Genomic DNA, 10710 nt, shown 5'->3' with positions numbered 1-10710 from the left:
CGCAGGATGGAACCGAACCTCCATCAGACTGCCCGATCAAACAAGATCACCAAGGTCGGTCACCGAATCCGCCAACAAAGTCCTTCAGGGCCGGGTCAAGTTGACGGCTTGGCGCTCGTCACTCTTCCCCGTCGCGGGGCGCGATGTGCTTCAGCAGATTCGTCGGGGCGTAGTTGGCCCAGCCGGAATCCGGCCAGTTGAACCATCCCGCCGATGCGAACGTGCCGCCGTCGGGGTGGAGAGTGGTTCCGGTGACGTAGGCGGACAGTTCCGATGCGAGGAACACCACGCAGTTCGATACGTCGGTGACCCGACCGACCCGCCCCATGGGGATGGCGACGCGCACGCCGGCAGGGGTCGAGAGTGACTCGTCGCCGCTTGAGAACTTCAGGATGTTGGGTGTGGGGGTGCAGTCCGGGGCGACGTTGTTGACCCGGATGCCGTCCGGGGCGAGCTCGACGGCGAGCGTCCGCGCGAACTGCTCCACCGCCGCCTTGGCGGCCGCATAGACGGCGAAACCCGGCGCAGCCCGGTGCGCCTCGATCGTCGTGAGGTTGATGATGCTGCCCCCGCGCCCGCCCGCCCGCATCCGCGGAGCGGCGAGGGAGCAGGCGTGCAGCACGTGGAGCAGATTGGTGCGCAGGAGTGCGTCCCAGCCCCTCGGGGTGGTGTCGGTGAACGGCGCTCGAAAGGTGCCCCCGACGACGTTGACGAGTGTGTCGAGACGGCCCCAGCGCTCGTCTACGGCAGCGAACAGCGCCGACAACGCGTCGGCGTCACGGGCGTCGCCCTGGTGCATGATCGCGTCACAACCCCGCTCGGCGAGCGACCGGCGAAGGCCGTCCACCGCCTCGCCGTCGACGTCGATCACCGCCGGGCGCACACCGTTGGCAGCCAGGTCGGACACGATGGCCTCCCCGAGACCGCCCGCCCCACCGGTGACCACCGCGACGGTGCCCGCGAGCTTTCCGCGTTCCTCGAACCATCCCACGCCCGCTGCGTTCCTCCCCGTCGTCACGACAAGTAGGTCGAGCCGAAGGCCTCGAGGAACCCGAGCGTGGCCGAGGGCGTGTCGGTGCCGCTCGACACCACCACCCACGTGACGCCGGCCTTCTCGAGCTCCGCGAATGCTTCCCGATGGCGGTCGGGCTCAACGGTCGGCGTGTGGATCCCGGCGCCCCGGTAGGAGTACAGCACGTCGATCCGCTCGGAGCGCCCGGCTGCGGCCGCCGCCTCCCGCAACTCGGCTATCGCGACGGCCAGTTCCGGCACCGAACCGAGACTGGGCGTACGAGCGGTGGCGCTGAGCTGGGCTCCGCCCGACATCGGCATCCACCCCTGCGCCCGCTCGGCGACGCGGCGGCGGCTCAGCTTCGAGTTGCCGCCCACCCAGATCGGAATGGGGTCCTGGACCGGCCTGGGCCTCGCTATCACGGCACGCGCGCTGAAGTGCCGTCCCTGGTAGCTGAACGGCTCGCCGCTCCAGTGCAACGGGAGTACGTCCAGGGCCTCGTCGAACAGGGCGTTGCGTTCCTCCATGTCGACACCCAGGGCGTGGAACTCGCTCTTCTGGTATCCCGTGCCGAGTCCGAGGAACAGGCGTCCTCCCGAGAGCTTGTCCAGAGTCGCTGCGGCTTTGGCGAGGAGGAACGGGTTCCGGTAAGGCGAGACGGCCAGATACGTGAGCAGCCGCAGGCGTTCCGTCGCTGCGGCCGCATAGGCGAGTGCGACGAAAGGGTCGAGTGTCTGATGCCCGCCCGAGGCAAGCCACCGGGCACCCGGCACCGGATGCTCACTGAGCGACAACCCGTCGAAGCCGGACCGCTCCGCCGCAACCGCGACCTCACGCAGTGACCCGGCATCGAGGACGTCGCCGTCGGGACCGTTCGTCTCCGGATAGTGGAATATGAAGCGCATCGTCACCTCGGAATCCAGGTGTTCACATCGGTCCGGCGCGCCGGTACGCAGCGAGTCCGCCGGAGCCGGGGGAGGGGTGGCCGGCGAGTCCGGGCATGCGCCGCCTCACGCCGACGGGGCCCCCGGCACGTCAGGACGCCAGTACGTCAGGAGGCACCAGTACGTCAGCGGGCGACGTACCCCCCATCGACCGGGATCGCCGTCCCGGTGACGAACGACGACTCGTCGCTGGCGAGGAAGAGCACGGCGGCTGCCAGCTCTTGCGGCAGGCCCCACCGGCCCATCGGCTGGGGCGGGCGAGACTCGGGCGGTGGCGAGGAACTGCCGTCCGCGGCGGCATTGGCCAACCCCGTCCAGGTCATGCCCGGACAGATGGCGTTGACCCGAACGCCCTGTGTGGCGTAGTCGAGGGCGGCCGACTTGGTGAGCTGCACGACCCCGCCCTTCGCCGCCGAGTACACGGCCTTGCCCTTCCAGCCCACGAGCCCGGCTGTCGAAGCGGTGTTGATGACCGAGCCCCCGCCGCCGCGGAGCATGGCGGCGATTCCGTACTTCATGCCGAGGAAGACACCCTTGAGGTTCACCGCGATCAGGTTGTCGAAGGTCTCCTCGTCGAACTCGGTGAGCGGGTGGGGCGGGCCACCGAAGCCGGCGTTGTTGAAGAGCACGTCGAGTCGCCCGAACTCCCGCACGGCCGTGTCGATCATGCCGGCCACATCGTCGGACCTGGCGACATCGACGTGCACCGCGACCGCACCGTCACCGATCGAGGCTGCCGCCTCTTTCTCTCGGCCGCTGACGTCAGCGCAGACGACTTTTGCACCCTCCTGCGCGAAGAGCACGGCGGCCGCCCGGCCGATGCCGGAGCCGGCACCGGTGATCACCGCGACTTTGCCCTCGAGCCGGCGTATGCGTTCGGTCGCCAAGGGAGAATCAGTCATGCTCGCAGTGTACTCGGCAGGGATATATTGGGAAGAGTGTCACTCTCCATTTCTGAAATCCTTATTCTCGCACCAGTGACGCCTTGTACAGCACGTTGGTGGCGAGGCGCATGTGGGCGGCGTCGACGAGTCTGCCGTCGCGACCGATCGCGCCCACGCCCTCCGCCTCGGACTTGCGGTAGATCTCCATGGCCTCACGGGCCTCGTCGACCTCCTGGGCGGTCGGGGCGAACACCTCGTTGGCGATGGGAACTTGACCGGGGTGGATCGCCCACTTGCCGTCGAAGCCCATCAGGCTCGCGTGCACGGCGGATCTGCGGTACCCCTCGGTGTCGCGGTAGTCCGGGTACGGTGCGTCGATCGCGTCGATGCCCGCGCCCCGTGCCGCGGCCAGCACCGTGGCGCGCGCGAAGTGCCAGAAGTCGCCCGGGTACTCGCCGACCGGATCGAAGTTCCCGTCCACCCGCGCCCGCAGCGACGCCGAAAGGTCGCCCGCGCCGAAGATGACCGCCTCGAGGCGTGTGCTCGCCCGGGCTATCTCCGCCGCGTTGGCCAGCCCCTCGGCCTCTTCGATGAGCACCTCCAGGCCGATGGGCCGGGTCAGTCGGAGCTTCGTCTCCAGCTGGGTGAGCAGGACATCGACCCACCAGACGTCGCGGGCCGATCGCGCCTTGGGCACGATGAGCACATCCAGCGCCTCGCGCGCGCCTGTGACGACCTCGATGATGTCGCCGTGGCACCACGGTGTGTCGAGACCGTTCACACGGACGGCACGGACCGTCCGCCCCCAGTCCAGCTGGGTGAGCGCGGCCACGGCGATGCCGCGCGCCTCCTCCTTCGCGGACGGCGCGCACGCGTCTTCGAGATCGAGGAAGACGAGGTCGGCGCCGGAGCTCGCCGCCTTCTCGCACATGCGTTCGCTGCTCGCCGGTGTGGCCAACTCCGAGCGTCGGGCGCGCGGTTCTCGCACAGTTGCCTCCACAAGGTCGGGTCGGATGGTGCCCGCCCCCCCGCCAGGCGGGCAGACGGCGGCCGGGCGACGCCGAAGCGCCGGGCTGTCATGTGCGGTTCCCGGCAGAGATATTGGCATTCTCTAGAATCGTAAATAGCATATCCGTCGACTGTGTGCCGCAATCCAGACCGATTCCTCACGGGCGCCACGAGGGCAGGGTGCGGTCGGCCCCAGCTGCCCCGGCCAAGGGAGCTGCCACATGCGAAAGATCCCGGTCGAGCTGGTCAAGCGATACGAAGCGGAAGGCTGGTGGACTCAGGACACGCTCGGGGATCTGCTGACGCGGGGTCTCGAAGCCGCACCCGGGACGGAGTTCCGTGTGCACTCGGCCGTCCGGCCCTGGTCCGGGACCTTCCGCGACGTCGAACGGGTCGCGCGCAGGCTGGCCGGGGGACTGCGGGCACGAGGTGTCGGACCCGGCGACGTGGTCGCCTTTCAGCTGCCCAACTGGATGGAGTCCGCAGCCGTCTTCTGGGCCTCGGCCTTCCTCGGAGCGGTCGTCGTGCCGGTCGTCCACTTCTATGGGCGCAAGGAGCTCAGCTACATCCTGAACGCGACCCGACCACGAGTCTTCGTCACGGCCGAGCGTTTCGGCCGGATAGAATACCAGGCAGACCTGTGCGCGGACGTGCCCATCGTCGGTGTCGTGGGGCGCGACTTCGACGACCTGCTCAGCGCCGACCCCATGCCCGGCACCATCCCGACGGCCCCCGCGAGCCGCGCTGTGATCGCCTTCACCTCCGGCACCACACGCGACCCCAAAGGCGTCATCCACAGCCACCAGACGCTCGGTTACGAGACACGTCAGCTCGCGGAGCGCTACCCGCCGGACCGTGGCCGGCAGCTCCTCGCGGCGCCCGTGGGGCACTTCATCGGCATGGTGAGCGCCTTTCTGGTACCGGTACTGGACGATGCGCCGGTCAACCTCGCCGACGTCTGGGACCCGGCCCGGGTGCTGGCGTTGATCAGCAGCGACGGGCTCACCGTGGGAGGCGGCGTCCCCTACCACGTGACGAGCCTGCTCGACCATCCGGATTTCACGCCGCGGCACCTGCCGTACATGAAGTACGCAGGCCTCGGCGGGGCGTCCGTTCCGACGACGGTCACCACACGGCTGGCAGGCCTCGGCATCACGGTGCACCGCTCCTACGGCAGTACGGAACACCCGTCGATGACGGCCTCCCTGTACACCGCACCCGAGCACAAGCGGCTGCACACCGACGGCAAGGCCCTGCCCGGCGTGGAGATCCGGCTGGGAGCCGACGGCGAGATCCTCAGCCGGGGCCCGGATCTGTGCATCGGCTACACCGACACCGCGCTCACCGAGGCGGCCTTCGACGACGAGGGCTGGTACCACACGGGTGACGTCGGTGTGCTCGACGAGGACGGCTACCTCACGATCAGCGACCGCAAGGCCGACTTCATCATCCGCGGCGGCGAGAACATCAGCGCACTGGAGGTGGAGGAGGTGCTCCTCACCCTGCCCGGTGTCGCGGAGGCCGCCGTGGTCGCCACGCCTGACGCACGGCTCGGAGAGCACGCGGCAGCCGTCGTCGCACTGAAGCCCGGACACCCTGTGCCCACGATCGACGAACTGCGGGCCCACCTCGATGAAGCCGGTCTGGCCAGGCAGAAGTGGCCCGAGGAGCTCCACCGGGTCGACGACTTTCCGCGCACCGCGAGCGGCAAGGTCCAGAAGTTCCTGCTACGCCGGGAGATTGCGGCACGCGAGGCAGAGAACGGGTGACTGCGTCGAACCTGGCCGTCCGCGGCTCCTCGAGCCCTCACAGTTGCAGCGCGTTGACCACAAGCCTGGTGATCTGCTCGACACCCGTTTCGAAGTCGCACTGCGGATGGCCCTGAACGAGCCACTGCTCACCGAACCGCCAGGTCATGGCGGCCACGGCGGCCGCCGCGATGGCCGGGTCGAGAGCCGGGTCCGCGAGCCCGTGCCGCTGCAGCCGCTCGATGGAGTCGGCCACCTCTTTGCCGTGCTGCTGATAGAGGTGGGTCCACAGCGCGTGGATCTGCTCGTCGTGGTGTGACACCTGCTCGATCACGCTCATGATCCGCGCCTCCTTGCGGTAGGCCTCGAAGTGGACGCGGATCGCTGCGGTGAGGCGCTCCTTGGGGGTGGCGGTGGAGGACGGATCGAGGATGATGTCCATGCCTGCACTGAGTGCGCTGTCTATGGCCGCCGCGACCTCCCGGAAGACATCCTCCTTGGAGTCGAAGTAGTGGTAGAAGGAGCCGTGGGACATGCCGGCCCGTTCGGCGATGTCCGAGACGCGCGCGTCGTGGAAGCCCTTTTCCTCGAAAACCGCCTTCGCCGCCTCGACCAGACGCGCCTTCGTCTCGGCACCTCTGCGCGAGCGGGGGACGTTCGTACTGCTGTCGGTGCCCACCGGCGTTGCGCTCACCATCGCGCCCCCTCCCTCCGCTCCGGGGTCTTCCGCACCGCGTGGGGAAGACCCACGGGGGAAGACCACGGAAGACTCATGTCAGTATTGGCGGCCATGCTACGGAGGCCGCCTGAGCACCGGCAATGTCGGCCGTCGCGGTCGCCCCACGCGGCCGACGGTTGCCGGATCAGTGCTTTTCGTCCTTGTGCGGCTCCACCGTCCGATGGACGGCCGACTCGGCGACGGGGCCTTCCGGAAGCTCGACGGGTGCGTCGAGCCGCCACACCTCGAACACGAAATCGGGGCAGCTCTGGGAGCACCTGTTGCAGCCGGTGCAGCCGGCGGACAGCTCCGGGTAGCGGTACCCCCGCTGGTTGTACCGGTCGGTCGTCATGGCTAGTACGCCCGGTGGGCAGGCGGCGACGCAGAGGTCGCACCCCTTGCAGGACTCGATGTCGATGCGGACGGTTCCGCGGGTCGGCACGCCGCTCATGACTCGGCCGGTGCTTTCAGCTCGCCGATCCCGAAGTTCTCCATCATCGCCTCCTTGAGATAGCCCGGCCCCTCGGGCGTGGATACGAACCATCCGGTCGGACACATGGTGAGCACCTCGACGAAGGTGAACCCCGCGCCCTGGACCTGGAGTTCGAGCGCGCGCCGGACCATGTGTTTGGTGCGCGCCACCATGGCGGGTGAGTTGACCGCGCCCCTGGCGACATAGGCCGCGCCGTCGATCTGCGCCAGCAGCCGGCCGATGTCGATGGGGTGTCCGTGCTCGTCCGGGTCACGGCCGTCCAGGCTCGTCTTGGTGCGCTGGCCGACGACGGTCGTGGCCGTCATGTGGCCGCCGGTGTCCCCAAAGACACCGTTGTTGAACAGCAGTGACGTGATCTTCTCGCCGCGGGATGCGGCGTGGAGCACCTCGTGGAGGCCCTCGCTGACCATGTCGCCGTCGCCCTGGAGGGTGATGACCGGCGTCTGCGGCAGCATCCTCTTGATGCCCGTCGCCGCTGCCGGCGCCCGGCCGTGCAGGCACTGGAGGGAGTCGAGATCACTGTTGATCATCAGCTGCGTGTAGCAGCCGTGACCGGCGAGCAGGATCGGCTTGAGGCCGAGTTCCGCGACGACGTCGAGTACGGCACGCCAGGCGATGCCGTGACCGCAGCCGGGGCACAGGTCGTGCTCCGATGACTGCAGCAGGTTCGGTTTGAACTCGCTGATCAGCCGGGGGCTCATGACGCTCCTTGGGGCAGGCCGACGGCGTCGACGACACGGCGGCGGAGGACTTCGGCGTTGAAGAGCCCGCCCTGGCGCATCCCGGACGCGTCCTGGGAGACGCCGCCGATGGAGCGGATGACCGAGCGGTCGGCGGCGTACATCCGGACGTCCTCGACCATCTGGCCGCCGTTGAGCTCGTAGACCAGGACGTGGGAGCAGCCGCGGCTGGCCTCTTCGAGTGCCGCGCCGGGGAACGGCCACAGCGTGACCGGACGGAACGAGCCGACCCGCACGCCGTCGGCCCGCAGCTCGTCCACGACGCGGTCGACGAAGACGCTGGTCGTACCGAACGAGACGATCAGGATGTCGGCGTCGTCGGCCCGGTCGGCCTCGTAGCGCGCCTCGGTGCGCTCGATCTCCGCGTACTTGTCGGCGATGCGCTGCCAGGCTCCCGTCGGGCCGGGACCCGGGGTGTTCGGCTTGCCCAGCGCCCACGTCCAGATCTGCCGGGCACGGCCGGTGCCGCTCATCGACCCGTCCAGCGCCCAGTCCTTCGCGGGCGTCGGGGGGTACTCGACCGGCTCGATGTCGATGCCGACCGAGGAGTGGGCGATGACGTAGTCCCCGAGGAGGATGACCGGGGTGCGGTAGCGGTCGGCCAGGTGGAAGAGCAACTGGGTGTGCTCGACGGCCTCGGGCACGTCCTTCGGGGCGAGCGTGACGGTGCGGTAGTCGCCCCATCCGCCGCCTCGGGTGGCCTGGAAGTAGTCCTGCTGCCCCCGCGCCATGTTGAAGATCACGACCGGCAGTTCGTTGAGGGCGAGTTCGGCCACGCCTTCCTGCATGAGCGCGATGCCCTGGCCGCAGGAACCGGTCGCCGCGCGGGCACCGGTGGCGGACGCCCCGATGGCCATGTTGACGGCTTCGATCTCGCTCGCCGCGTTGACGCAGACGCCGCCGACGTCGGGAAGCCTGCGCGCCATGTTCTCCAGGAGTTCGGTGAAGGGCAGCATGGGATAGCCCGTGAAGAACCGGCAGCCGGCGGCGATGGCCGCCTCGGCGACTGCTTCGCTGCCCTGCATGAGCCGCCGGGTCACCGCACACCCGCCAGATCTGACCAGGCCGGAGCGGCCAGCGCGGGCACCGATGCCGCGCCCGCCTCGATCGCCCGCTGGTTCGCGGCGACGTGCTGTGTGCGGTACGCGGGCACCAGCTGCCGCATGGCGTCGACGACGGACTCCACGCTGACCAAGCCGGTGAGCGTGACGAAGGCTCCGAGCAGCACGAACCCGGTACTCATGCGGCTGCCGAGTTCGGCCGCCGTCTCGCCGGCCGGCACGCTGAACACCTTGGCGTCCGGTACGTCGACGGGCAGATGGAACAGCGAAGAGTTGACGACGACGAGCGCGCCGTCGGCCAGGTTCGGCCGGATCGTCTCCCAGTAGGCCTGGTCCATCACGAAGCCGGACCAGGCGGCAGTGCTGACCGGCAGCGCGCGCAGCGGGCCGCGGCCCACCGTGAGCTCCGCGTTCGTCTTGCCGCCGCGCATGCCACCGCCGTAGCGGGGCACCAGGAGGACGTCGTTCCCCTCCGCGACCGCCGCCATGGCGAGTGCCTTGGAGACGATCTGTATCCCCTGGCCACCGACACCGGTGAACAGGACTTCTCGTACGGTTCGTCGGGTCAACGCGCTACCTCCCGTTGTGTCTCCTGTTGGGCCAGCAGTGACCGCTGCACCTGCCCCGTCGCCGACGTACGGGGAAGCCGGTCGACGACCATGACGCGCCGGGGGTGCTTGAAGGCCGCCAGACGCGTGCCGATGTGCCGCCGCAGGTCCTCGACCGACGGCGGTGCGGTCCCGTCGGCCATGACGACCGCGGCGCAGACGATCTCGCCCCAGTCGGCATCCGGGACGCCCACCGCGGCGACCTCGGCGATGCCCGGATAGTCGGCGAGGGCCGCCTCGACCTCGACGGGTGCGATGGACTCGCCCCCGGAGCGGATGATCTCCCGCTTGCGACCGGTGATCGCGTAATAGCCATCGTCGTCGCGCTCGGCCACGTCGCCGGAGTGGTACCAGCCGTCATCGAGCGCCCGGTCGGTCTCATCTGGCAGATTGAAGTACCCCGACATCAACGTCCCCGAGGCGAGCAGCAGCTCACCGTCAGCCGCGATCCGTGCCCGGACGCCGGGTACCGGGAGACCGACCGAGCCCGGCTTGCGGAACAGGTCCTCGTCGGGGAGGCACAGCGCCCGGCCGACCTCGGTCGAGCCGTAGCCGATCGTCGTACGGGCCGCCGGGAAACGCTCCTTGATCTCTTCGAGCAGTTCCGTCTCGACCCGCGAGGTGCCGATCAGTGCCCACTCCAGGCTGTTGGTCTTGTAGGGGCGCTTTTCGTCGAGGATGCGCCGCCATACGGCGGGGATGCAGTAGAGGGAGCCCGCGCCGTACCGCTCGATGGCACCGAGCAGTTCACCGGCGTCGGCTCGCGGGACCAGGTGCGCGGGCTGGTGCGCCGACCACGCGTTGAGCACGAAGATCCAGCCGGCCATATGGAACAGCGGGAACATGACGAGTTGTCCCTTCCCGCTGGTGGTTACGTTCGCCCCGTTGCCGGCGCAGGTCCGCAGCCATGTCGCCCGGTGCGACACCATCACGCCCTTGGGCCGCCCGGTGCTGCCGCTCGTGAGGAAGATGGTGAAGACGTCGTCCTCGCCGGGCAGTGGCATCGGCGGCGAGGTCGGGGAGGCGGCCGCCCCCAGCTGGTCCAGTGACGCCCCCGGGCCAGGGCCGCCCAGGGTGGCCAGGGGCAGGCCGAGGTCCTTGGCCACCGACTCGGCCCGCTCGGCGTGCGCGGGGTCCGCCACCAGCAGGCGCGGTGCCAGATACTCCAGGGCCACGCGTGCTTCGTCCTCTGAGCAGGTCGGGTTGAGGGGCGCGAAAGCGGCGGCGGTCCGGCCGAGCGCGAACTTCAGCAAGGCCGCGTCGAGGCTGGTGTCGGCCCAGTACGCGACCCGGTCGCCGCGCCGGAGCCCCCAGCCCAGGAGGGCGTTCGCAAGTCGGTGGGACAGGCTGCGCAGCTGGGCGAAGGTCAGGGCGTCGTCGCCGAGTGTCAGCGCCACGCGGTTCGGTGCCGCTTCGGCCGCGCAGGAGAGTATGTCGTCGACGACGAGCGGCCTCCGGGTCGCTGTTGGTGTCACGGTGTCACCTTCCTTTCAC

General features: G+C 69.4%; 11 protein-coding genes. 1 reads left to right on the top strand and 10 read right to left on the bottom strand.

Annotated features, from left to right (window positions below):
* Positions 1 to 118: 118 nt before the first annotated feature.
* The 4 genes from ABT009_RS33305 to ABT009_RS33290 all read right to left on the bottom strand — a co-directional run bounded on the left by ABT009_RS33305 (position 119) and on the right by ABT009_RS33290 (position 3828).
* Positions 119 to 991 carry an SDR family NAD(P)-dependent oxidoreductase gene (locus ABT009_RS33305; protein WP_351303504.1) on the bottom strand — a complete coding sequence of 291 codons (873 nt, stop codon included), beginning with the start codon at positions 989 to 991 and terminating at the stop codon, positions 119 to 121.
* A 23-nt stretch (positions 992 to 1014) separates the two neighbouring features.
* Positions 1015 to 1917 carry an LLM class F420-dependent oxidoreductase gene (locus ABT009_RS33300; protein ID WP_351303501.1) on the bottom strand — a complete coding sequence of 301 codons (903 nt, stop codon included), beginning with the start codon at positions 1915 to 1917 and terminating at the stop codon, positions 1015 to 1017.
* Positions 1918 to 2081: 164 nt separating this feature from the next.
* Positions 2082 to 2858, bottom strand: a complete 777-nt coding sequence (locus tag ABT009_RS33295) for an SDR family NAD(P)-dependent oxidoreductase (protein WP_351303498.1) — start codon at positions 2856 to 2858, stop codon at positions 2082 to 2084.
* Positions 2859 to 2919: 61 nt separating this feature from the next.
* Complete coding sequence (locus ABT009_RS33290; RefSeq protein WP_351303496.1) at positions 2920 to 3828, bottom strand: HpcH/HpaI aldolase/citrate lyase family protein; 909 nt, start codon at positions 3826 to 3828, stop codon at positions 2920 to 2922.
* Between the two features lie 241 nt (positions 3829 to 4069).
* Here ABT009_RS33290 and ABT009_RS33285 point away from each other — a divergent pair, with 241 nt between their 5' ends.
* Positions 4070 to 5617, top strand: a complete 1548-nt coding sequence (locus tag ABT009_RS33285) for an AMP-binding protein (RefSeq protein ID WP_351303494.1) — start codon at positions 4070 to 4072, stop codon at positions 5615 to 5617.
* 37 nt (positions 5618 to 5654) lie between these two features.
* On the opposite strand, the gene ABT009_RS33280 is transcribed toward ABT009_RS33285, so the two are convergent.
* From ABT009_RS33280 to ABT009_RS33255, 6 genes are all read right to left on the bottom strand, one after another.
* The gene (locus tag ABT009_RS33280; RefSeq protein ID WP_351303491.1) at positions 5655 to 6293 is read right to left on the bottom strand and encodes a TetR/AcrR family transcriptional regulator; all 639 of its coding nucleotides are present in this window, start codon (positions 6291 to 6293) and stop codon (positions 5655 to 5657) included.
* Positions 6294 to 6459: 166 nt separating this feature from the next.
* Complete coding sequence (locus ABT009_RS33275) at positions 6460 to 6765, bottom strand: 4Fe-4S dicluster domain-containing protein (protein ID WP_351303489.1); 306 nt, start codon at positions 6763 to 6765, stop codon at positions 6460 to 6462.
* The gene (locus ABT009_RS33270) at positions 6762 to 7508 is read right to left on the bottom strand and encodes a thiamine pyrophosphate-dependent enzyme (protein ID WP_351303486.1); all 747 of its coding nucleotides are present in this window, start codon (positions 7506 to 7508) and stop codon (positions 6762 to 6764) included. The genes ABT009_RS33275 and ABT009_RS33270 overlap by 4 nt, the downstream gene beginning before the upstream one ends.
* Complete coding sequence (locus ABT009_RS33265) at positions 7505 to 8572, bottom strand: hypothetical protein (protein ID WP_351303483.1); 1068 nt, start codon at positions 8570 to 8572, stop codon at positions 7505 to 7507. The genes ABT009_RS33270 and ABT009_RS33265 overlap by 4 nt, the downstream gene beginning before the upstream one ends.
* A gap of 11 nt (positions 8573 to 8583) precedes the next feature.
* On the bottom strand, positions 8584 to 9177 hold the full coding sequence (locus ABT009_RS33260) for a 2-oxoacid:ferredoxin oxidoreductase subunit gamma family protein (protein WP_351303481.1): 594 nt from the start codon (positions 9175 to 9177) through the stop codon (positions 8584 to 8586).
* Positions 9174 to 10691 (bottom strand): class I adenylate-forming enzyme family protein, encoded by a 1518-nt coding sequence (locus tag ABT009_RS33255; RefSeq protein WP_351303478.1) that lies wholly within the window; start codon positions 10689 to 10691, stop codon positions 9174 to 9176. The genes ABT009_RS33260 and ABT009_RS33255 overlap by 4 nt, the downstream gene beginning before the upstream one ends.
* Positions 10692 to 10710 lie beyond the last annotated feature (19 nt).

Source organism: Streptomyces sp. NPDC002896 (assembly GCF_040295225.1).
In the GTDB taxonomy this organism is placed as follows: Bacteria; Actinomycetota; Actinomycetes; order Streptomycetales; family Streptomycetaceae; genus Streptomyces.
Note: the sequence above shows the minus strand (reverse complement) of the source record. Positions and strands in the feature narration are given on the sequence as shown.

What these genes read in the sequence shown, in the direction of transcription:
- ABT009_RS33300 (WP_351303501.1), bottom strand. Translation starts at nt 1,917, where the DNA reads ATGCGCTTCATATTCCACTATCCGGAGACGAACGGTCCCGACGGCGAC.
- ABT009_RS33295 (WP_351303498.1), bottom strand. Translation starts at nt 2,858, where the DNA reads ATGACTGATTCTCCCTTGGCGACCGAACGCATACGCCGGCTCGAGGGC.
- ABT009_RS33285 (WP_351303494.1), top strand. Translation starts at nt 4,070, where the DNA reads ATGCGAAAGATCCCGGTCGAGCTGGTCAAGCGATACGAAGCGGAAGGC.
- ABT009_RS33280 (WP_351303491.1), bottom strand. Translation starts at nt 6,293, where the DNA reads ATGGTGAGCGCAACGCCGGTGGGCACCGACAGCAGTACGAACGTCCCC.
- ABT009_RS33275 (WP_351303489.1), bottom strand. Translation starts at nt 6,765, where the DNA reads ATGAGCGGCGTGCCGACCCGCGGAACCGTCCGCATCGACATCGAGTCC.
- ABT009_RS33270 (WP_351303486.1), bottom strand. Translation starts at nt 7,508, where the DNA reads ATGAGCCCCCGGCTGATCAGCGAGTTCAAACCGAACCTGCTGCAGTCA.
- ABT009_RS33265 (WP_351303483.1), bottom strand. Translation starts at nt 8,572, where the DNA reads ATGCAGGGCAGCGAAGCAGTCGCCGAGGCGGCCATCGCCGCCGGCTGC.